Source organism: Vagococcus sp. WN89Y, from assembly GCF_052220145.1.
Classification (GTDB): Bacteria; Pseudomonadota; Gammaproteobacteria; order Enterobacterales; family Enterobacteriaceae; genus Kosakonia.
In genome coordinates, this window is sequence record NZ_JBQPOM010000055.1 from 1 (window position 1) to 20,597 (window position 20,597).

Sequence of the window (20,597 nt, forward strand, 5' to 3'; positions counted from 1 at the left end):
TCCTGCGACACTCTCCGCTAATTTTAAAACGAACGGTGTTGAGCACCATTCTTAACCACCTCGCAAAAACCTACCGAAATATGGTGCTGGTTTATTAGCGCTGATTTAGTGGGGATCCCTCAGCGCTGCGGCGGGGTGTTTTTATTTTGCCAGGCCCAGTCTTGGGATCTCAATCGCCGGGCAGCGATCCATCACCACATTCAGCCCCGCCTCGCGAGCCAGCACTGCCGCCTGTTCATTGATCACGCCAAGCTGCATCCACACGGTTTTTGCCCCCACAGCAATAGCCTCCTGCGCCACGCCCCAGGCTGCTTCAGAATTGCGGAACACATCCACCATATCAATTTTTTCCGGGACGTCAGCGAGCGTCGCATATCCTTGCTGGCCCAACAAGGTACTCCCCGCTACTTTCGGCGAGACCGGGATCACGTAATAGCCCTGATCGAGCAAGTACTTCATCACGCGATAGCTCGGGCGATCGGGCTTGTTGCTGGCGCCCACCAGCGCAATTGTTCGGGTTGTTTGCAGAATTTCGGCTATCTCAGAATCTTTCATAATATCCTCCGGCTGTTTCTCAAAGTGTATCTCATACAGCGGCAGGCAACCATTTCCATACATTCGCATGAGTGCGTAAGTCACCGCTGTACCTGTAAATTAATCAATATATTCCGTCATGTGACAGGGGGCAGTTATGCGAGCCGGTCTGACGGCTATGGTGATTATCTGCTACTTTCCGGCTGCTGTGCTGGCGACAACGCTGCGTCTTTCTGGCGATATCGACCTGCTGGTACTTGATGGAAAAAAAGTGTCCAGTTCATTGCTACGCGGCGCGGAAAGTATTGAACTGGAGAATGGCCCGCACCAGTTGGTGTTCCGGGTAGAAAAAACCATCAGCCTGAACAATCATCAGCAAATTCTGTATACGTCGCCGGCGCTTATCGCCAGCTTTGATACGCAAAACGTTAATCAGGTGAATTTCAGTTTGCCGGAAATGAATACGCAGAAGCAGGCTGAGCAGTTCAATACTACGCCACGTGTCGCGTTGCTGGATGGCAACGCAACGCCTATTCCTGTGCGCCTTGATGTGCTTGAAACGGACGCAAATATTCATATTGAGAATTATGAAATCGCCACCGAGCGCTATAACAAGTCAGGAAAAATCGCCGCCCTGTCCCGGCCCGCACAAAAAATCGCCGACGACAGCACGCTATTGTCCGGCATTTCCGAGCTGGATATCCCTCCCTCGCAAACCTTTACTGAACAGCGACTTAAATACTGGTATCAGAAAGCGGACCCCGCAACCCGCAAACGTTTTATCGAATGGACGCAGCACCAGCCTGCTTCCTGAGGTAGCGTCAACTCACACTCCCTTTGTGCCAACAGCTTTTTTTTCTGCCTTCGCTTGCAGACTCATGCGCTTGCAGTAATCTGTAGCAAAATCACTATGGGAACAGAGTATGGAACTGACAACTCGCACCATTGCTGTGCGTAAGCACATCGCACTGGTGGCGCACGACCATTGTAAAGAGATGCTTATGAAGTGGGTGGAGCGGCACCGCGCGGTGCTGGCTCAGCACGAACTGTACGCGACCGGCACTACCGGAAACCTGATTCAACGGGCGTCTGGCCTGACGGTAAACGCGATGCTGAGCGGCCCGTTGGGCGGCGATCAGCAGGTGGGCGCGCTGATTTCGGAAGGGAAAATTGATGTACTGATTTTCTTCTGGGACCCGCTTAATGCTGTGCCGCACGATCCGGATGTTAAAGCACTGCTGCGCCTGGCGACCGTGTGGAATATCCCGGTTGCGACGAATATGTCCACCGCCGATTTTATTATTGCTTCCCCACAATTCAATGAGAGCGTCGATATCCTGATCCCGGATTATCCACGCTATCTGGCCGAACGCCTGAAGTAATGCCAGGCGGCGTAAGCCGCCTGAATTTACGGCTTCCTTGTTACCGGCACATTCAGAGCTTTCAGGCTCTCGACAAATGCCGACGGTTTCTCTTTATCAAACAGCAGCCAGACCCGTTTACGCGCACGTGTTAGCGCGACATATAACAAGCGACGCTCCTCTGCATCAGGAAACGCTTCCGGCTGTGGCAGTAATGCCTGCTCCATGATCGACTCCCGCGCCGGAGCCGGAAAACCGTCTGCGCCATCCTGTAAACCCAGCACAATCACATACTCCGCCTGCTGACCTTTGCTGGCATGGATCGTCATAAAATCGAGCTGCAATTTCGGCCAGCGCGTCGCGGCTTTCGCCAGACTCTCCGGCCTGGCATGATGATAGCGCGCCAGCACCAGGATCCTGTCCTCTGGGGTGGCATAACCGCTGAGCTTGTCCAGCAGTGCATCAAGATGCTCTTGCGGGAGCAGCGTCACCGCGTTTTTGTCGCCTTTTGTCAGACTGTTTAGCGGCTTAGCCAGCTGCCACGGGTTCTGCTGAATAAAGCGGTTCGCCACTTCACCGATCCGCGTGTTGAAACGGTAAGTGGTATCGAGCGCGCAGAGATCGCCTTCGCCAAAATAGTCCTGAAACGCGGTAGTCAGGGAAAGCTGCGCACCACTGAACCGGTAAATAGCCTGCCAGTCATCGCCGACGGCAAACAGCGTCGTCTGCGAGTTTTGTTTACGCAGCGCCGCAAGCAGCGCCGCCCGTTGTGGCGAGATATCCTGAAACTCATCCACCAGGATATGCTTCCACGGGCTGATAAACCGCCCTTTTTCCAGCACATTAATGGCCTGGTGAATCAGTCCGGAAAAATCGACCGCATTTTCCGTTTTCAAGGCGGTTTTCCAGGCTTTCAAAAGCGGCGACATAAGCTTGATGCGCTTACCAAACAGCTCACGCACCTCTTCCGGCGCGCTGGCAATCATGTCAGCCTGCGCGCCGCCATGCATACGCATCAACCCAATCCAGCGGTCAAGGCGTGGCGCAATGCGGCGCTGCAATTTTTCATCCTGCCAGAAATTACCTTCCGGGACGTTCCATGACATCTCCTCTTCCAGCCACTGCCGCCAGCCTTTCGCCTGCGCTTTCTTTTCACTGCACTGCTCACGCCAGGCCTCGGTCAGCAGCGCATGGCGTGCAGCGGTATTGCTCTCCAGCTCGCTTATCACCGGCGCTTTTTTACTGCCCTGCTGGATAATATAGAGCGCCAGCGCATGAAAGGTACGGGCGGTTATCTCTTCGGTATGCAAGCGTTCACAGATACGTTCATCCATCTCCTGCGCGGCTTTACGCCCAAACGCCAGCAGCAGGATCTGATCCGCTGCGGCCTCGCCACGGGCCAGTAACCACCCGGCTCGCGCAACCAGTACCGAGGTTTTACCGCTACCTGCACCGGCTAACACCAGCAAAGCGTGCTCGCCATTCACCACCGCGCGGGCTTGCGCCGGGTTGAGCGGCGAGCTTTCAATCTGGTCAAAAAAAGCGGCGTATTGCGTCAGCATCGCCTCGGTATAGGCCTGATTGTGCGCGTCCCGCCGCTCCTGGGCGTCATGGAGCCACGCCTGGCACTGTTGCCATAACTCGCGGCAGTTTTCAAACTCAGGCAGACGGCGTGTCGGCAACGGAAGCGCCGCAAAAGCGTGCTGTAATTGTTGCTGCAACCCGTTTAGCTGGTTACGCGTCAGCCATTTTTGCGTATCGGTGCGCCCGGCAATCTGCGCCAGTTGTTCAGAGAGAACGCTTGCCGCAACCTCGCTCATCTCTTCGCTCCACGCTTTCCAGCGTTCACTTAACTGATGATAAAAACGCTGCGTTTCGCTCCATTCAGTACCGTGCAAACGCACCACTTTATCGTCAGCCAGCAGAAATTCCAGTTCGCCCCAGACCAGCCCGCGCTTGCACTCAATTGCCAGTAGCTGATTGAAAGGAATAAGGTACTCATGCCGGTCGCCCGCCACTTTGATCCCTGCGTTTAGCATAACCGCACGATCATAAGGGTGCTGTGCCAGACGTTTTCCCAGCGAAGTCGCTTTCAGTTCCATGACTTATCATTCTCAGCTTGTGACAATAATTGCCAGTTTACCTGCCAGAGAATTAGTGCTCCAGTCCAAAAAGTCGTTACAATTGTCGGGATAATGACTTCACAGGGTTGCACAGAGGTTTTATGCGTACAGTTTTGAATATTCTGAACTTTGTTCTTGGCGGTTTTGCCACCACGCTGGGCTGGCTGTTGGCGACGGTCTTAAGCATTTTGTTTATCGTTACGTTACCGCTGACGCGTTCCTGTTGGGAAATAACCAAACTTTCGCTTATTCCCTGGGGAAATGAAGCGATTCATGTCGATGAGTTAGAGCCGCAAGGCAAAAATAGCCTGCTGAATGCAGGCGGCACGGTGCTGAATATCCTCTGGTTTGTGCTGTTTGGCTGGTGGCTATGCATCATGCATATTATTGCTGGCATCACCCAGTGCCTGACTATTATCGGCATTCCGGTTGGCGTGGCGAATTTTAAAATTGCCGCGATTGCGCTGTGGCCCGTAGGACGCCGCGTGGTATCCGTCGAGACGGCCCGCGCCGCGCGTGAAGCCAACGCCCGCCGCCGCTTTCAGTAACCGGAGCGTCTGACCCTATGTTGAGTCCCCTGCTTCGTCGCTACACATGGAACAGTGCCTGGCTGTATAACGCCAGAATTTTTATTGCCCTTTGCGGCACAGCGGCAGTGCCGTGGTTTCTCGGCGAGGTGAAACTCACCATTCCGCTGACGCTGGGTGTGGTGGCTGCCGCGCTGGCGGATCTGGATGATCGCCTGACCGGGAGGCTGCGCAACCTGGTTATTACTCTTATCTCGTTTTTTATTGCCTCAGCGTCGGTAGAACTGCTTTTTCCCTGGCCCTGGCTGTTCGCTATCGGCCTTGTTACGTCAACTATCGGTTTTATTTTGCTTGGCGGTCTCGGCCAGCGTTATGCCACCATTGCTTTTGGCGCCCTGCTGATTGCCGTCTATACCATGCTGGGTATTTCGCTGTTCAATCAGTGGTATGAACAGCCGCTGTTGCTGTTAGCCGGTGCAGTGTGGTTTAACCTGCTGACGCTGATTGGGCATGTGATTTTCCCTGTCCGCGCGTTGCAGGACAATCTGGCGCGCTGTTACGAACAACTGGCGCATTACCTTGAGCTAAAATCGCGGCTGTTCGATCCGGATATAGAAGATGAAAGCCAGGCACCCCTTTACGACCTTGCGCTGGCGAACGGCCAGCTGATGACCACGCTTAACCAGACCAAACAGTCGCTGCTTACTCGCCTGCGTGGCGATCGCGGGCAGCGCAGCACACGGCGAACGCTGCACTACTATTTTGCGGCCCAGGACATCCAGGAGCGCGCCAGCTCTTCGCACATTCAGTACCAGACGCTGCGCGAACACTTTCGCTATAGCGATGTGATGTTCCGTTTCCAGCGCCTGCTTTATATGCAATCGCAGGCCTGCGCCCGGCTTTCACGCGCTATTTTATTGCGCACGCCCTACCAGCATGACACCCGCTTCGAACGCGCTTTTATGCACCTGGACGCCGCGCTGGATCGTATTCGCGCCAGCGGTGCGACCTCTGCCGAACATCTCAAAGCGCTCGGTTTTCTGCTTGATAACCTGCGCGCCATTGATGCCCAGTTGGCCAGTATTGAATCCGGCCAGCCGCAAGCGCAGCTCGCAAATGAGACAGAAAACCAGCTCGCCGATGACAGCCCGAACGGTCTTACAGACATCTGGCAGCGGCTGCGCAGCAATTTGACGCCGGAGTCGGCGCTGTTTCGCCATGCTGTGCGTATGTCCGTCGTGCTATGCGTCGGTTATACCTTTATTCAGGTCACCGGTTTGCAACATGGTTACTGGATCCTGCTCACCAGCCTGTTTGTTTGCCAGCCGAACTATAACGCGACCCGCCATCGCCTGACGCTGCGTGTGATAGGAACACTTGTTGGCGTGGCAATTGGCTTACCGGTACTCTATTTTGTGCCTTCCATCGAAGGGCAGCTGATCCTGATTGTTATCACCGGCGTGCTGTTTTTTGCCTTCCGCACGGTGCAATATGCTCACGCCACGATGTTTATTACCCTGCTGGTGCTGTTGTGCTTTAACCTGCTCGGCGAAGGCTTTGAGGTCGCTATTCCACGTATTATCGACACGCTTGTCGGTTGCGCTATCGCCTGGGCTGCGGTCAGTTTTATCTGGCCGGACTGGCGCTTTCGCCACCTGCCGCGTGTTATCGACCGGGCGCTGGAGTCCAATTGCCGCTACCTTGACGCTATCCTTGAGCAATATCATCAGGGGCGCGACAACCGGCTGGCCTACCGTATTGCGCGCCGCAATGCCTACAACTGCGACGCAGAACTGGCCTCTGTGGTCTCAAACATGCCCTCCGAACCCGGCACCACGCCGGAGATGCGCGAGGTGGCGTTCCGGTTGCTGTGCCTGAATCACACCTTTACCAGCTACATTTCCGCGTTGGGTGCGCACCGTGAAAAGCTAACCCAACCGGAAATGCTGCGCCTGCTTGATGATGCGGTCTGCTATGTTGACGACGCCCTGCATCATCTTCCGGCTAATGAAGAACAGGTTCAGGCAACGCTTGCTGACCTGTCGCAACGTATCCGGCATCTGGAACCCCGGCCAGACAGCAAAGAGCCGCTGGTTTTACAACAAATTGGGTTATTGATTGCGCTGCTACCTGAGGTTTCCCGCCTGAAAAATCAGCTGCTGCAAAAAACCTGAGTTACTCCTCCATTAGTGTATTAAGCCACTCCATTAGCTCCTGGCGGCGTATCGCCGGGAGCGCGGCTTCATGCATTCCGGTAATGGCACCTTCCAGCGCGAACAGCACTTTCACGCTCAGCCAGCGATTGTTTTTTCGCAACTTAAGCCAGCACGCTTTCGCCCCAAGATGGCGCAAGGTTTGCTCATCCGTCACCCCTGCTCTGCATAAAGAGGCTTCAAGCTGCGAGGTGAGATTCGGCAAATCACGCAAACGAAGCCGGGCGCTACGCTCTGCTTTTTCGCGGCGCGCAGCCTCCAGAGAAAGACCGGAAAGCCGAAGCAGCAAGGCCTGGTTACACAGAACACCCTCGCCAACGAAGTAGTAATTGAGCGAAACCAGCCGACCACGTTTATTGAACATCAATAAAGGCGCATGTTGTGTAACGGTGTAAGCCGCGCTTTCATCACACGCCCGCAGATAAAGTTCCCCGTCGGCCACGATGCCAAAAACGGTTTTATCAACCGATAAGCTGTATCCACCAAAGTGCGCACGATGACATATTTCACCGAGGGAAGAGAGGCATTCACTTATTTGATAGATCCGCTTATAGGATATGTCTTCCATGATTATTCCCTTATAAATCACATAGTAAAGCAACAATTTGGTTATCGGATCCGTTAATCAGAAAAATAGGCAACCCGGGAGCGGACAGCAAGCGAATTTTACATATTGCCCCATTGAGGCCACAAAATTGCGAGATGGTTTCCGAAAATGAGGTTGATCTTTGAACGTACAGAGGTTACTGTATGTTTATACAGTAACTACAGGGCTGGATTGATTATGTACACTTCAGGCTATGCTAATCGTTCAACAACATTCGCCTCCGCGCATAACTCTTTAACGCGTGGTGATAATACGCGCGTCGCTACCGGGCTGATTAGCGAAGTGGTCTATCGCGAAGACCAGCCCATGATGACTCAGCTTCTTCTGTTACCCCTTTTGCAGCAGCTTGGCCAGCAGTCCCGCTGGTTGCTGTGGCTTACGCCTCAGCAAAAGCTCAGCCGTGAGTGGGTGCAATCTGCCGGGCTGCCGCTCGCTAAAGTAATGCAAATCAGCCAGCTTTCGCCGGGCCTGACGCTGGAATCGATGATCCGGGCGCTGCGCACCGGTAATTACAGTGTCGTTATTGGCTGGCATGCTGAAGAATTAACCGAAGAAGAGCACCATCGCCTCGCGATGGCAGCAGAAGAAGGTAATGCAATCGGCTTTGTAATGCGTCCGGTGCGTCATGATCCACTGGCTGCGAGACCACATTCCGGAATAAAGATTCATTCCAATTTGTATCATTGAGTAAATTTAAGATTTATCCTGGTATTATTTTTGCGTCCGAATAGCGTGATTATTTTATTAGCCAAATACAGGTACAAAGCCTGTCCAGCGCGCTTTGCAGAAATATGATGCTGGCGAAAAGTTCATCAAAATTGTTAAATTTTGTGTATACAAAACCTTTTTTTTCATATGCCTGACGGAGTTCACACTTGTAAGTTTCCAACTACGTTGTAGACTTTACATCGCCAGGGGTGCTCTGCATAAGCGAAAGATATCGGTAAAGATATCTGCTTAGGGAGTAGGAGAGCAAAGCCCCCGGTGAAGGATTTAACCGTGATTTCTCTGTCGAGATTTCCATGGCGATTTTTGGATGATAACGAGGCGCAAAAAATGAAAAAGACAGCTATCGCGATTGCAGTGGCACTGGCTGGCTTCGCTACCGTAGCGCAGGCCGCTCCGAAAGATAACACCTGGTATACAGGTGCGAAACTGGGCTGGTCTCAGTACCACGATGTTGGTAACAACCAGATCCCTAACAATGGCCCGACTCACGAAAGCCAGTTAGGCGCTGGTGCGTTCGGTGGTTATCAGGTTAACCCGTACGTTGGCTTTGAAATGGGCTACGACTGGCTGGGTCGCATGCCGTACAAAGGCAGCGATGTAAACGGCGCATTCAAAGCTCAGGGCGTTCAGCTGACCGCTAAACTGGGTTACCCGATCACTGATGATCTGGATCTGTACACCCGTCTGGGTGGTATGGTTTGGCGTGCAGACGCTAAAAACAACCAAGGTTTCAAAGATCACGATACCGGTGTTTCCCCGGTCTTCGCGGGTGGTGTTGAGTGGGCGATGACCCGCGATGTCGCTACCCGTCTGGAATACCAGTGGACCAACAACATCGGTGATGCACACACCGTTGGTGCTCGTCCGGACAACGGTCTGCTGAGCCTGGGTGTTTCTTACCGTTTCGGCCAGCAGGAAGACGCTGCACCGGTAGTTGCACCGGCTCCGGCTCCGGCTCCGGAAGTACAGACCAAGCACTTCACCCTGAAGTCTGACGTTCTGTTCAACTTCAACAAATCTACCCTGAAACCGGAAGGTCAGCAGGCTCTGGATCAGCTGTACACGCAGCTGAGCAACCTGGATCCGAAAGACGGTTCCGTCGTTGTTCTGGGTTACACTGATCGCATCGGTTCTGACGCTTACAACCAGGGTCTGTCCGAGAAACGTGCTCAGTCCGTTGTTGATTACCTGGTATCTAAAGGTATCCCGGCGAACAAAATCTCTGCACGTGGCATGGGCGAATCTAACCCGGTTACCGGCAATACCTGTGACAACGTGAAACCGCGTGCTGCGCTGATCGACTGCCTGGCTCCGGATCGTCGCGTAGAGATCGAAGTTAAAGGTATCAAAGACGTTGTAACTCAGCCGCAGGCTTAAGTTCCGTCTTAGTAAAAAAACCCCGTCTGCGTACGGGGTTTTTTATTGCCTGCTGAATTATCGCCTGCTGCTCGTTACTCTTTCCCGAGCAACGCCTGCAAATCGTGTTTGAGCGTCGACATTTTCGAGGCATATTTCTCTTTATGCTCCGCATCTTCTATCAACTGCACAATCGTTTCAGAGAGAGTTTTCCCCCGCCGCTGTGCCAGAGCGGCCAGTCGCTGCCAGACCACAAACTCCAGATCGATGGACTTTTTGCGGGTGTGCTGATGCTCGGCATTAAAATGCCGCTTTCGGCGAGCGCGGATAGTCTGCTTCAACCGGTTAACCAGCGTCGGATTGATATGCTGCGCAATCCAGTTATTGACCTGTACCGGTTCATTTTCGAGGGTCAGCAAGACATCGACTGCCTCTTTAGCAGCACTGGCTTCGATATAACGCGTGATTAACTCCCCTTCACGATGCTTTTTAACCAGATATTTCCACTTCCAGCCGCTTTCGAGATTTTCCAGTTGTTGATATTTCATTGCGATCTCAACGTTACCGTGTAACTCAGATCAGAATATCAGTTTTTTCTAACTCTGCTGAAAAGAAATCTCGCTTCGCGAGGTATCACCAACTTTCACCCGGAGAAAGGGCGTAATCATTGTGTGTTGCCCCTGGCTTTCCGGTATAATCCCGCCTTTTACAGCAGACTAAAAAACGACTTTGACCATTACAAAACTTGAATGGAACGACCTGGTTCCTGATACCGACAGTTATCAGGAAGTGTTTGAGTCGCCTGACTTAGTGCGCGAGACGGATTTCTCTCTGGCCGATACGCAGCCACGGCTACAGTACGCGCTGGAGCAGTTACTCTATCCGCTGGCTACCTCGCGCTTTTTGCTGGCGAAAGCGCCAGAAGAAGCTGAATACTTACAGTTAATCGCAAACGCAACGGATGTTCTGGTTCCGCAAACGCGCCCGATCGCCGGTGGGCAGTACCATATCAATGGTTCATCGGTTCGCTTTGAGGCGTCAACAAACGCGGCGTCGGATTTCGTTGGTAGCAAACCTACGGTTATTGCCGACTGGGTAGAAGCAGAACAACTGTTTGGCTGCCTGCGCCAGTTCAATAACGAAATCACCCTGCAACCGGGTCTGGTTCACCAGGCAAACGGCGGCGTGCTGATTATCTCTCTGCGAACGCTACTGGCTCAGCCGCTGTTGTGGATGCGTCTGAAAACGATGGTGACCCGTCGCCGCTTCGACTGGGTTTCCTTTGACGAATCACGCCCGCTTCCGGTGGTCATTCCCCCGATGCCGCTCGACCTGAAAGTTATCCTCGTGGGTGAGCGCGAATCGCTGGCTGAATTCCAGGAAATGGAGCCGGAGCTGTCAACCCAGGCGATTTACAGTGAATATGAAGAGAGCCTGCAAGTTCCTGATAACGAAACGATGACCATGTGGCGTCAGTGGGTCGAACAAACCGCGCGCAGTGAACAACTGCCTCTGCCGGCTGCCGACGCCTGGCCGTCTTTGATCCGTGAAGCGGTGCGCTACACGGGCGATCGCGACACATTACCGTTATGCCCTCTGTGGTTGCTGCGCCAACTGCGTGAAGTGGCGGCGATGACCACGGAAAAAACATTCAGTGGTGAAGAGCTGCAAGCGATGCTGGCACAGCGCGAATGGCGTGAGAGCTTTCTCGCCGAGCGTATGCAGGATGAGATTCTGCTTGAGCAGATCCTTATTGAAACCGAAGGTGAGCGCATCGGTCAGATCAACGCCCTGTCAGTCATTGAATTCCCGGGACATCCGCGCGCATTTGGCGAACCTTCGCGTATCAGCTGCGTGGTGCATGTGGGTGACGGCGAGTTCAACGATATTGAGCGCAAAGCGGAGCTTGGCGGAAATATTCATGCTAAGGGCATGATGATAATGCAGGCGTTTCTGATGGCCGAGCTGGAACTGGATCAGCAACTCCCCTTCTCTGCCTCGCTGACATTTGAACAGTCCTACAGTGAAGTCGACGGCGACAGCGCTTCAATGGCGGAACTCTGCGCGTTAATCAGCGCGCTGGCGGAAGTCCCGATCCGGCAAAATATTGCCATTACCGGCTCCGTAGACCAGTTTGGTCGCTCGCAACCTGTCGGCGGCTTAAACGAAAAGATTGAAGGGTTTTTCGCTATTTGCCAGCAGCGCGAACTTACCGGCCAGCAAGGGGTGATTATCCCGGCGGCTAATGTGCGCCACCTCTGCTTGCATCAGGGCGTGCTGGATGCCATTAGCGCGAAACAATTTTTTATCTGGGCAGTGGATGATGTGATGGATGCTCTACCCTTATTAACAGGCCTGGCCTGGGATGCCGAAGGGCAGAACAATCTCAAGCAGGTTATTCAGGAACGTATAGCTCAGGTGTTGCAACAAGACGCACGCCATCGTTACCCGTGGCCGCTGCGCTGGTTAACCTGGTTTAACCGAAACTGATCGGACTTGTTCGGCGTACACGTGTTAGCTATCCTGCGTCCGAAACTACAAATAAGGCTTATTAAGAACATGGTAGATAAACGCGAATCCTATACGAAAGAAGACCTTCTTGCCTCTGGTCGCGGCGAACTATTTGGTGAAAAAGGCCCACAGTTGCCTGCGCCAAATATGCTGATGATGGACCGCGTGGTCAAAATGACCGAAGACGGCGGTAACTTTAATAAAGGCTATGTTGAAGCCGAGCTGGATATCCATCCGGATCAGTGGTTTTTCGGTTGCCACTTTATCGGCGACCCGGTAATGCCAGGCTGTCTGGGTCTGGATGCCATGTGGCAGCTGGTCGGTTTCTATCTGGGCTGGCTCGGCGGCGAAGGTAAAGGCCGCGCGCTGGGTGTTGGTGAAGTGAAGTTCACCGGTCAGATCCTGCCTACGGCGAAACTGGTGACTTACCGTATCCACTTCAAACGCATCGTGAACCGCCGTTTGATTATGGGCCTGGCCGATGGCGAAGTGCTGGTCGATGGCCGCGTTATCTACACCGCGACCGATCTGAAAGTGGGTCTTTTCCAGGACACTTCTGCTTTCTGATAAAGCCTCCTGCAGTGTTATAAATGCGAAACCTCCGCAGTGCGGAGGTTTCTTTTTCAAAGAGACAGAATCATGCAATGACAGCCCTGTCTTCCATGGCCTCTCGCCAGCCTCCCAGCCACTCGGACCTTTGATTCAGGGTTTGGTAAGGACACATTTCTTTAGGGCGTCCGGTAATACCAGCCTGATAACCTCGTTGATGTGCCCGTTCCAGGCGATCGCGTTTTTGTCTCTTCATGCCTCGTTTCCCTCACTGATTGATCTGGTGGAAATGAAAACAGTGGTTACTTATTACGCAGCCACGATTTACGAATACCCTGGATAGAGAGCCTCGTCAATGCGCAAAATTCACGCCAGTGTCATAAATGTGAGCTAAGCAAAAGTTCATTTGTACAAAAACTGATGATACGCTCAACAAGATAGCTTTCAGACAAAGATAAAAAAAACCGCTAAGGCGCGTGCTTTTAGCGGTTTTTTTAGCCATTAAATTTACTTATGGCAGCGAATTAATCTCTCTGCCGATAGCAGACGCTTCCTGCTGCCACCCCTGAGCCAGCACTTTCACCAGCTCATCGTAGCCATCTTTTTGCTGCTTCAGTTCAATATGGAATGGCCGTTTAATCACGCGCCCCTGATGTTTGAGCAACCACTCGCCGCTGACAATCGCCCGCCCGTCGTAGCGGCCATGAAAACCCGTCACCGTTACGCTTAACGTATCCTGCGTGCTGCCTAAAGGTTGCGAGGCCACCACCCAGCCCGGCAACTGGTTGCTCAGATTCGCCACCAGCGTCGTTCTCAGCTGCTGATCGAGCGGACTGGCCCATAAATTATTGCTGGCAATAACGTATTGCACATCGGTGGTTTGATAAACCACACCGTTACTTGCCAGATAATCAGGCACGGATATTTGCTCTACCCACAGCTGCCGGTTGCCCTCACTGCTCGCCTGCACCGCCGGTTGCGACGGCGCAGGAAGCTGATAGTAGCTTTTAGTGTCATCGCTGCTGCTGCACGCGGACAGCAACATAGCAATAATCACGACTGCGCTTTTTCTCATTCTTTCGCCCTCTTCGGCTGCGGATCCTTTTTACCTTTCGCTTCAAACACCAGCGCGTTGCTCTTCTCGTTGAGCGTTTTCAGCACCGGTTGCAGTTCACGCAGCACCTGATCGAGGCGCTGCATATCCGTCACCATCTTGTTGTAAGCTGCAGAACCAGGCTGGAAGCCCTGCATACTACGATTAAGCTCACGCAACGTAGATTGCATATCTGCCGGTAGCTGCTGCATCGACTGGCTGGCGGTCAGTTTATTCAGACTGTCCAGCGTCGTTTGCAGGCGCTTAAGCGTTTGCTGGCTCTCAGACAGGGTTTTGGTTGCCTGCTCGACCATCGGGTTTAGCGGCAGATTATTGATCTTATCGAGCGTCTCCATCAGGCGCTGCTGGATCTGCGCCAGCCCTCCGCTCACCGTAGGTATAATCGGATACCCGCCGAACTCGCGCATACCTGTTACCGGCGGCACGTTATTGTAGAAATCAAGATCCACGAACAGCGCGCCGGTGACCAGGTTGCCGGTTTTCAGCGAACCGCGCAGCCCACGTTTTAGCAACTCGTTCAGATGCGCCGTCACATCCGGATCCTCACCCAGCTGGGTCGCAATCCGCTCCGGCTCGATGCGCACAAGGATCGGGATACGGTAGTCTTCATTCAGCGCCTGACGCATACCGGGGGCAAAGAACGGTACTTTGCTCACGGTCCCCAGGCGAATACCGCGGAACTCAACCGGCGCGCCGGGCTGCAGCCCGCGAATGGAATCTTTAAAGAACATCAGGTAATCGATATGATCGGTATACAACGAATCCTGAATACTGCGCTGATCGTCATACAGCCTGAAAGCTGTCTTCTCACCGACCGGCTGGCCTAAATCCAGCCCTTCCGGCACGTCAAAGCTCACACCGCCACCAAATAATGTGGTCAGCGATCCCATTTCAACGCGCATACCCGCAGCGGTCAGATCCACCGCAATACCGCTATCCTTCCAGAAGCGCACGTTGCTGGTCACCAGGCGATCGTTGGGCGCATTGATAAAGAGCTGGTAATTCATGGTGCGTTTTTGTGTATCGAATGTGCTGGTTTCCACCGAACCTACACGGTATCCGCGAAACAGCACCGGATCGCCGGGACTCAATTGCCCCGCTTTCTGGCTATCAAGGATCACGCGAATGCCTTTGGCATCCGGCGGCGCGAGCGGCGGCGAATCCAGCAGGGTATAGTGTTCCGGCTGGCTGCCTTTGCTGCCCGGCTGAAGCTCAATATAAACGCCGGAAAGCAATGTGCCGAGACCGCTTATGCCTTCACGGCCTATTTGCGGTTTCACCACCCAGAAGACGGAATCTGTATGCAGCAGCTTTTCCATACCGGCATTCAGCCGCGCTTTAATCGCAACGTGGGTTAAATCGTCGGTCAGCGTTGTGCTCTCCACAACGCCCACATCCACGCTGCGGCTTTTGATAGTCGTCTTGCCGCCAACAATCCCCTCAGCATTGGTCGTGATAAGCGTGACTTCCGGCCCCTGGTGACTGTAATGGTAAAACAAGATCCACGCGCCAATCAGCGCCGTGACTATCGGGAAAATCCATACCGGCGACCAGTTTCTCACTTTTTGCACCCTGGCCTCTGCGCTCTTATTTGCCATGCTCTAAAGACTCCTCATGGTGCGTTTCACCTTCGCGATCCCAGCTTAAACGCGGATCAAATGTCATCGCTGCGAACATCGTAATAATGACCACCAGCGCAAACATCAGCGCCCCCATCGCAGGGTAAATATTCATTAGCCCACCCATGCGTACCAGCGCAGACAGCACTGCGATAACAAAGACATCGATCATTGACCAGCGACCGACAAACTCCACCACCTCATAGATAATGTGCATACGCTCGCTATCACGCTTGCCGTGCCCTTTAGCATCAATGCACAGCCAGGCGATACCGATCATTTTCAGCGTCGGCACCATGATGCTGGCGACAAAAATCACCAGCGCCACCGGATAAGAACCCTCGCTCCATAGTAAAACGACCCCGGCAAGAATGGTGGATGGCATACGGTCGCCCAGCAAATCCGTCACCATAATCGGCAGGATATTGGCCGGTATATAAAGCAACATCGCCATGATCAGTAGCGCCAGCGTCCATTGAATACTGTTACGCCGACGCGCATAGCCACGCGTATGGCAACGCGGGCAGACAGGATTGTCGATAGCCACAACCGCCGTGCAGCACGGGCAGGAGCGCAGGCCCTGCCGGATGCCGGTGATGCCGGGGCATAACGCCCGCTCTGGCTGCGGCGCCGGGGCGATGTCGTCCCACAACCAGTGACGATCGACGCACTGGAAAGCCCGCAGCTGCATCAGGCAAAACAGGCACCAGGGAATAAAACTACTGCCGATACCGATGTCCCCGTAGGCCATGAGCTTCACGAAGCTGACCAGCACCCCGGCGAGGAAAATTTCGGCCATGCCCCAACTTTTTAGCTGGAACAATACTCTGGCGAGCAGGATTTTCAGGCGAAAATCCATGCGGACACGGTTGACCAACAGCAGGATAGTGACCAGACAGAACGCCGGAACCATTTGCACAAACAGCAGGAAGAAGGTACCGAGACTGGCGTAGTTTTCAGAAAACATCACGCCGGGTATTTCCAGCAGGGTGACCTCACTGGTCACGCCCGCCACCTGCATATTAACGAAAGGGAAAAGATTGGACAGCAGCAGCATAAATAACGCAACCACAGCATACGCGGTAGGACGCTGCCTGGGCGCGTCCCACCGGGTTGTCAGCGTTACGCCGCAGCGTGGGCAAGCGGCTTTGTGCCGAAGCTGTAGCGGCGGCAACGCCACCAGCATGTCACATTGCGGGCAGAGAATGTGCCGGGTGTCGTGGTGGTGTTCACACATACAGGCTCCCTTTATGCGCCGTTTTTCAGAGCCTCCAGATACTCCCAGCGTTCAAACGCTTCCTCCAGCGCCTGCTCTGCCGAAGCCATATCCGCTAAGACTTTCTGCGTATGATCGTGCGGCTGGTTAAAGAAACCGGCATCGGCCACTTGTGCCTGCAACGATTCCAGTTGTGCTTCCAGCTGCTCCAGTTTCTGCGGGAGTTGTTCCAGCTCACGTTGCAGGTTATAGCTTAGTTTGTTAGCGCCGCGTTTTACAGTTTCTGCTTTCGCGGCAGGCACTTCGGCACTTTTACTCACCACGGCTTGCTTTTGGGCGAGCGAAGCAGACTGCTGCGCGCGCGCATCGTGATAGCCGCCCACATACTGACCGATACGCCCTTCGCCTTCGAAGATCCAGCACTCGGTCACGGTGTTATCGACAAACTGACGATCGTGGCTGACCAGCAGCACGGTGCCCTGATAGCTGTCGATCAACTCTTCAAGCAATTCGAGCGTCTCGACATCCAGGTCGTTGGTCGGTTCATCGAGGATCAGCAAGTTGCTGGGTTTGAGGAATAAACGCGCCAGCAGCAGGCGGTTACGTTCCCCGCCGGAAAGCGCGCGCACCGGCGTCATCGCCCGTTTCGGGTGGAACAGGAAGTCCTGCAGATAGCCGAGAATATGGCGCGGCTTTCCGTTCACCATCACTTCCTGCTTCCCTTCCGCCAGGTTGTCCATCACGGTTCTGTCCGGGTCCAGCTCGGCGCGGTGCTGGTCGAAATAGGCCACTTCCAGCTTCGTGCCGACATGCACCCGCCCGCTGTCAGCCTGGAGCTGGCCGAGCATCAGCTTAAGCAGCGTGGTTTTACCACAGCCGTTCGGGCCAATCAGCGCTATCTTGTCGCCGCGCTGCACCTGAGTGGAGAAATCACGCACCAGCGTTTTGCCGCCCACGCTGTAGTTGACGTTTTCCATCTCAAAGACGATTTTGCCGGAGCGGGACGCTTCTTCGACCTGCATCTTCGCGCTGCCCATCACCTCGCGGCGCTCGCTACGCTCACGGCGCATCGCTTTGAGCGCACGTACGCGCCCTTCGTTGCGGGTACGGCGCGCCTTGATGCCTTGACGGATCCACACCTCTTCCTGCGCCAGCTTGCGATCGAACTCGGCATTTTGCAGCTCTTCCACGCGCAGCGCTTCTTCTTTTTCCTGCAAATACTGATCGTAATTTCCCGGATAGGAGACCAGTTTGCCGCGATCGAGATCGACGATGCGCGTCGCCATATTGCGGATGAACGAACGATCGTGCGAGATAAAGATAATGGTGCCGGAGAAGGATTTCAGGAAACCTTCCAGCCAGTCGATGGTTTCAATATCCAGATGGTTAGTCGGTTCATCAAGCAGCAGCACGCGCGGGCCGCTGACCAGCGCACGCCCCAGCGCAGCTTTGCGCAACCAGCCGCCGGAAAGCGACGAGAGCGGCGTATCCGCCGACAGCCCCAGCTGCGCCAGCACTTCATTGATACGGTTTTCCAGTTGCCACAGACCGTGGTGATCGAGCATCTCCTGCACCCGCGCCAGTTCGGCGAGATTCTTATCGCTCGGATCGGTCATCACCAGGTGCGAAACCTCATGGTAACGCTTGAGATACTCCGCCTGCTCTTCAATGCCTTCGGCAACAAAATCGTACACGCTGCCGCTGACATTACGCGGTGGGTCCTGTTGCAGGCGTGCAACCACCAGATCCTGTTCATACACGATGCGCCCGTCATCCAGGTTTAGCTCCCGGTTGAGGATCTTCATCAGCGTGGATTTCCCCGCGCCATTACGCCCGACCAGGCACACGCGTTCATTTTCTTCGATATGCAGTTCTGCATTATCGAGAAGCGGTGCGTCGCTAAATGAGAGCCACGCCCCGTGCATACTGATTAATGACATCTATTTATCCTTTCAGGCTGCGGTAATCAGCCAGCAGTTGTGGATTTGACGGTTGCGGGCAAAATCCTGCGACTGCGTTTTTTGGGTAATTTCTTTCGCCACAAGACCCAGTTCCGCCAGCCCGTCGTGATCCATACGGAAACCGCGTTTGTTATTGGAAAACATAATGGTACCGCCCTTACGCAACAGGCGCTTAAGATCCTGCATCAGACGCATATGATCGCGCTGTACGTCGAACGAATCTTCCATACGTTTAGAGTTGGAGAAGGTCGGCGGATCGATAAAGATAACATCAAACTGTTCATCAGTTTCGCGCAGCCAGGCCAGGCAATCGGCCTGGATAAGACGATGCGCGCGACCGCTCAGACCATTAAGTCGCAGGTTGCGCTCTGCCCACTCCAGATAGGTACGCGACATATCCACCGTGGTGGTGCTGCGCGCACCGCCGAGACCCGCGTGCACGCTGGCGCTGCCGGTGTAGGCAAAAAGGTTGAGGAAATCTTTACCGTTGCTCATCTCGCCAAGCATGCGGCGCGCGATGCGGTGATCAAGGAACAGGCCGGTGTCCAGGTAATCCGTCAGGTTGACCCACAGGCGAGCGTTGTATTCACTCACCTCCATAAAGTCACCCTTCTCATTCATCTTCTGATACTGGCTGCTGCCCTTCTGCCGCTCACGGGTTTTCAGCACCAGTTTATTTGGCGCGATACCCAGCACGGTAATGGTTGCGGCGATAATATCAAACAGGCGCTGGCGCGCTTTTTGCGCATCGATAGTCTTCGGCGGCGCATACTCCTGCACCACCACCCAGTCCGCATAGCGATCGACTGCCACGTTGTAATCGGGCAAATCCGCATCGTAAAGACGATAGCACTCTATCCCCTCCTGGCGCGCCCACTTCTCCAGCTTTTTCACATTTTTGCGCAGGCGGTTAGCGTAGTCTTCCGCCATCGCCGGGGCTGTTGCTTCGCCATTATTTTCCGCCAGCTGATAGTTTTTCTGCACACAATCCAGCGGGCCGTTTTTCGCTTTGAACTGACGATCGGCGCGCAGTTGCAGGCAGTTAAGCAAGTCAACAGAGGCGCTGAAGAGCGACAGATTCCAGCCGCCAAACTGTGATTTCAGAATACGCCCCAGCAGGCTGTGCAGCGCGATAAGCGCCGGTTCGCTCTCCAGACGCTCGCCATAAGGCGGGTTGCTGATAACCGTCCCGGTCGGGCCGTTCGGCAGCGGGTTGCTCAGTTGCGCCACATCCTGCACGGAGAAGGTGATAAGCTCGCCAACCCCGGCGCGGCGCGCGTTGCTGCGCGCGCGTTCAATCACGCGGGCATCATTATCCGAGCCGTAAAAGCGCGCTGAATAATTCGCCAGCCCCTGGCGCGCGCGGGTTTGCGCTTCTTCTTTTATCTCTTTCCATAGCGCTTCATCGTGCTGCGCCCAGCCACCGAAACCCCAGTGGCCGCGATGCAGACCCGGCGCGCGATCCGTTGCTGCCATCGCCGCTTCAATTAATAGCGTACCGGAACCACACATCGGGTCCAGCAGCGGCGTGCCCGGCTGCCAGCCGGAGCGCATCACGATGGCCGCCGCGAGGTTTTCTTTGACAGGTGCGATACCAGTGCGATCGCGATAGCCGCGCAGGTGCAAGCCTTCGCCGCTCAAATCAAGGGAGATGTACGCCGTTTCCTGCTGAAGACGCACGTTGATGCGCAGGTCTGGCTGTTCACGTTCGACATTCGGGCGCGGCAGATTTTTACGGGTGAATGCGTCAACAATGGCGTCTTTCACTTTCAGCGCGCCGTACTGGCTGTTGCGGATCTCGTCATTCAGGCCGCTGAAATGCACCGCAAAGGTGGCGCCCGGATTGAAAATCTCTGTCCAGCTAATCGCCTGCACACCGAGGTACAGGTCAAGGTCGCTGTAAACCTTGCACTCGCCAAGCGGCATCATAATGCGTGAGGCCAGACGACTCCACATCAGGCTTTGGTACAGGAGCCGCGTATCCCCTTCAAAGTGGACACCACCCTGAACCACGCGGCACGCCTGCGCGCCCAGCTTTTCCAGTTCAGTTTTTAACAGCTCTTCCAGCCCACGGGCCGTACTGGCAAACAGAGAAATCATCATATCACTTATACTCAACGAAAATTGCTGCGCATTATAGCTAATCTGACGTTTATGTCATAAAGTTGGTGGCTCTT

General features: G+C 54.3%; 18 protein-coding genes. 8 read left to right on the plus strand and 10 right to left on the minus strand.

Going from position 1 to position 20,597, the window contains the following annotated elements; all coding sequences use genetic code 11:
* Positions 1 to 141 precede the first annotated feature (141 nt).
* Positions 142 to 555 (minus strand): CoA-binding protein, encoded by a 414-nt coding sequence (locus ACTU3N_RS15705; RefSeq protein WP_443087052.1) that lies wholly within the window; start codon positions 553 to 555, stop codon positions 142 to 144.
* A 136-nt stretch (positions 556 to 691) separates the two neighbouring features.
* Here ACTU3N_RS15705 and csgI point away from each other — a divergent pair, with 136 nt between their 5' ends.
* Both csgI and mgsA read left to right on the plus strand, forming a co-directional pair.
* A complete protein-coding gene (gene csgI, locus ACTU3N_RS15710) occupies positions 692 to 1,348 on the plus strand; it encodes a curli synthesis inhibitor (RefSeq protein ID WP_443087053.1) in 657 nt (218 codons plus the stop codon).
* Between the two features lie 109 nt (positions 1,349 to 1,457).
* Positions 1,458 to 1,916 (plus strand): methylglyoxal synthase, encoded by a 459-nt coding sequence (mgsA, locus tag ACTU3N_RS15715; RefSeq protein WP_443087054.1) that lies wholly within the window; start codon positions 1,458 to 1,460, stop codon positions 1,914 to 1,916.
* Between the two features lie 26 nt (positions 1,917 to 1,942).
* Here mgsA and helD read toward each other — a convergent pair whose 3' ends face one another.
* Positions 1,943 to 3,997, minus strand: a complete 2,055-nt coding sequence (gene helD, locus ACTU3N_RS15720; RefSeq protein ID WP_443087055.1) for a DNA helicase IV — start codon at positions 3,995 to 3,997, stop codon at positions 1,943 to 1,945.
* A gap of 122 nt (positions 3,998 to 4,119) precedes the next feature.
* On the opposite strand from helD, the gene ACTU3N_RS15725 reads away from it, so the two are divergent.
* Complete coding sequence (locus ACTU3N_RS15725) at positions 4,120 to 4,566, plus strand: YccF domain-containing protein (RefSeq protein ID WP_443087056.1); 447 nt, start codon at positions 4,120 to 4,122, stop codon at positions 4,564 to 4,566.
* Positions 4,567 to 4,583: 17 nt separating this feature from the next.
* Positions 4,584 to 6,719 (plus strand): YccS family putative transporter, encoded by a 2,136-nt coding sequence (yccS, locus tag ACTU3N_RS15730; protein WP_443087057.1) that lies wholly within the window; start codon positions 4,584 to 4,586, stop codon positions 6,717 to 6,719.
* 1 nt (position 6,720) lies between these two features.
* On the opposite strand, the gene ACTU3N_RS15735 is transcribed toward yccS, so the two are convergent.
* On the minus strand, positions 6,721 to 7,326 hold the full coding sequence (locus ACTU3N_RS15735) for a TfoX/Sxy family DNA transformation protein (RefSeq protein ID WP_443087058.1): 606 nt from the start codon (positions 7,324 to 7,326) through the stop codon (positions 6,721 to 6,723).
* A 216-nt stretch (positions 7,327 to 7,542) separates the two neighbouring features.
* Between ACTU3N_RS15735 and sulA the strand changes: the two genes are divergently transcribed.
* Together sulA and ompA are read left to right on the plus strand one after the other, a co-directional pair.
* The gene (gene sulA, locus ACTU3N_RS15740) at positions 7,543 to 8,052 is read left to right on the plus strand and encodes an SOS-induced cell division inhibitor SulA (RefSeq protein ID WP_443087059.1); all 510 of its coding nucleotides are present in this window, start codon (positions 7,543 to 7,545) and stop codon (positions 8,050 to 8,052) included.
* A gap of 369 nt (positions 8,053 to 8,421) precedes the next feature.
* Positions 8,422 to 9,471: a porin OmpA gene (gene ompA, locus ACTU3N_RS15745; RefSeq protein WP_443087060.1), complete on the plus strand. Its 1,050-nt coding sequence runs from the start codon at positions 8,422 to 8,424 to the stop codon at positions 9,469 to 9,471.
* Positions 9,472 to 9,545: 74 nt separating this feature from the next.
* Here ompA and matP read toward each other — a convergent pair whose 3' ends face one another.
* Positions 9,546 to 9,998: a macrodomain Ter protein MatP gene (matP, locus tag ACTU3N_RS15750; RefSeq protein ID WP_443087061.1), complete on the minus strand. Its 453-nt coding sequence runs from the start codon at positions 9,996 to 9,998 to the stop codon at positions 9,546 to 9,548.
* Positions 9,999 to 10,179: 181 nt separating this feature from the next.
* Between matP and ACTU3N_RS15755 the strand changes: the two genes are divergently transcribed.
* Positions 10,180 to 11,940: an AAA family ATPase gene (locus ACTU3N_RS15755; protein WP_443087062.1), complete on the plus strand. Its 1,761-nt coding sequence runs from the start codon at positions 10,180 to 10,182 to the stop codon at positions 11,938 to 11,940.
* 69 nt (positions 11,941 to 12,009) lie between these two features.
* Positions 12,010 to 12,528 (plus strand): bifunctional 3-hydroxydecanoyl-ACP dehydratase/trans-2-decenoyl-ACP isomerase, encoded by a 519-nt coding sequence (fabA, locus tag ACTU3N_RS15760; protein WP_443087063.1) that lies wholly within the window; start codon positions 12,010 to 12,012, stop codon positions 12,526 to 12,528.
* Positions 12,529 to 12,598: 70 nt separating this feature from the next.
* On the opposite strand, the gene rmf is transcribed toward fabA, so the two are convergent.
* From rmf to rlmKL, 6 genes are all read right to left on the minus strand, one after another.
* Complete coding sequence (gene rmf, locus ACTU3N_RS15765) at positions 12,599 to 12,766, minus strand: ribosome modulation factor (RefSeq protein WP_017456222.1); 168 nt, start codon at positions 12,764 to 12,766, stop codon at positions 12,599 to 12,601.
* Between the two features lie 255 nt (positions 12,767 to 13,021).
* Positions 13,022 to 13,585 (minus strand): membrane integrity-associated transporter subunit PqiC, encoded by a 564-nt coding sequence (pqiC, locus tag ACTU3N_RS15770; RefSeq protein ID WP_443087064.1) that lies wholly within the window; start codon positions 13,583 to 13,585, stop codon positions 13,022 to 13,024.
* Positions 13,582 to 15,222, minus strand: coding sequence for an intermembrane transport protein PqiB (pqiB, locus tag ACTU3N_RS15775; protein ID WP_443087065.1), 1,641 nt, complete (start codon positions 15,220 to 15,222; stop codon positions 13,582 to 13,584). The genes pqiC and pqiB overlap by 4 nt, the downstream gene beginning before the upstream one ends.
* The gene (gene pqiA, locus ACTU3N_RS15780) at positions 15,212 to 16,480 is read right to left on the minus strand and encodes a membrane integrity-associated transporter subunit PqiA (protein ID WP_443087066.1); all 1,269 of its coding nucleotides are present in this window, start codon (positions 16,478 to 16,480) and stop codon (positions 15,212 to 15,214) included. Before pqiA ends, pqiB begins: the two co-directional genes overlap by 11 nt.
* 11 nt (positions 16,481 to 16,491) lie before the next feature.
* On the minus strand, positions 16,492 to 18,399 hold the full coding sequence (locus ACTU3N_RS15785; RefSeq protein WP_443087067.1) for an ABC transporter ATP-binding protein: 1,908 nt from the start codon (positions 18,397 to 18,399) through the stop codon (positions 16,492 to 16,494).
* A gap of 12 nt (positions 18,400 to 18,411) precedes the next feature.
* Positions 18,412 to 20,523, minus strand: coding sequence for a bifunctional 23S rRNA (guanine(2069)-N(7))-methyltransferase RlmK/23S rRNA (guanine(2445)-N(2))-methyltransferase RlmL (rlmKL, locus tag ACTU3N_RS15790; RefSeq protein WP_443087068.1), 2,112 nt, complete (start codon positions 20,521 to 20,523; stop codon positions 18,412 to 18,414).
* Between the last annotated feature and the right edge of the window lie 74 nt (positions 20,524 to 20,597).

Coding starts and splice junctions, on each gene's coding strand:
- yccS (WP_443087057.1), top strand. CDS start 4,584: ATGTTGAGTCCCCTGCTTCGTCGCTACACATGGAACAGTGCCTGGCTG.
- ACTU3N_RS15785 (WP_443087067.1), bottom strand. CDS start 18,399: ATGTCATTAATCAGTATGCACGGGGCGTGGCTCTCATTTAGCGACGCA.
- rmf (WP_017456222.1), bottom strand. CDS start 12,766: ATGAAGAGACAAAAACGCGATCGCCTGGAACGGGCACATCAACGAGGT.
- pqiB (WP_443087065.1), bottom strand. CDS start 15,222: ATGGCAAATAAGAGCGCAGAGGCCAGGGTGCAAAAAGTGAGAAACTGG.
- ACTU3N_RS15725 (WP_443087056.1), top strand. CDS start 4,120: ATGCGTACAGTTTTGAATATTCTGAACTTTGTTCTTGGCGGTTTTGCC.
- pqiC (WP_443087064.1), bottom strand. CDS start 13,585: ATGAGAAAAAGCGCAGTCGTGATTATTGCTATGTTGCTGTCCGCGTGC.
- ACTU3N_RS15705 (WP_443087052.1), bottom strand. CDS start 555: ATGAAAGATTCTGAGATAGCCGAAATTCTGCAAACAACCCGAACAATT.
- rlmKL (WP_443087068.1), bottom strand. CDS start 20,523: ATGATGATTTCTCTGTTTGCCAGTACGGCCCGTGGGCTGGAAGAGCTG.
- ACTU3N_RS15735 (WP_443087058.1), bottom strand. CDS start 7,326: ATGGAAGACATATCCTATAAGCGGATCTATCAAATAAGTGAATGCCTC.
- matP (WP_443087061.1), bottom strand. CDS start 9,998: ATGAAATATCAACAACTGGAAAATCTCGAAAGCGGCTGGAAGTGGAAA.
- csgI (WP_443087053.1), top strand. CDS start 692: ATGCGAGCCGGTCTGACGGCTATGGTGATTATCTGCTACTTTCCGGCT.
- ompA (WP_443087060.1), top strand. CDS start 8,422: ATGAAAAAGACAGCTATCGCGATTGCAGTGGCACTGGCTGGCTTCGCT.
- sulA (WP_443087059.1), top strand. CDS start 7,543: ATGTACACTTCAGGCTATGCTAATCGTTCAACAACATTCGCCTCCGCG.
- helD (WP_443087055.1), bottom strand. CDS start 3,997: ATGGAACTGAAAGCGACTTCGCTGGGAAAACGTCTGGCACAGCACCCT.
- fabA (WP_443087063.1), top strand. CDS start 12,010: ATGGTAGATAAACGCGAATCCTATACGAAAGAAGACCTTCTTGCCTCT.
- mgsA (WP_443087054.1), top strand. CDS start 1,458: ATGGAACTGACAACTCGCACCATTGCTGTGCGTAAGCACATCGCACTG.
- pqiA (WP_443087066.1), bottom strand. CDS start 16,480: ATGTGTGAACACCACCACGACACCCGGCACATTCTCTGCCCGCAATGT.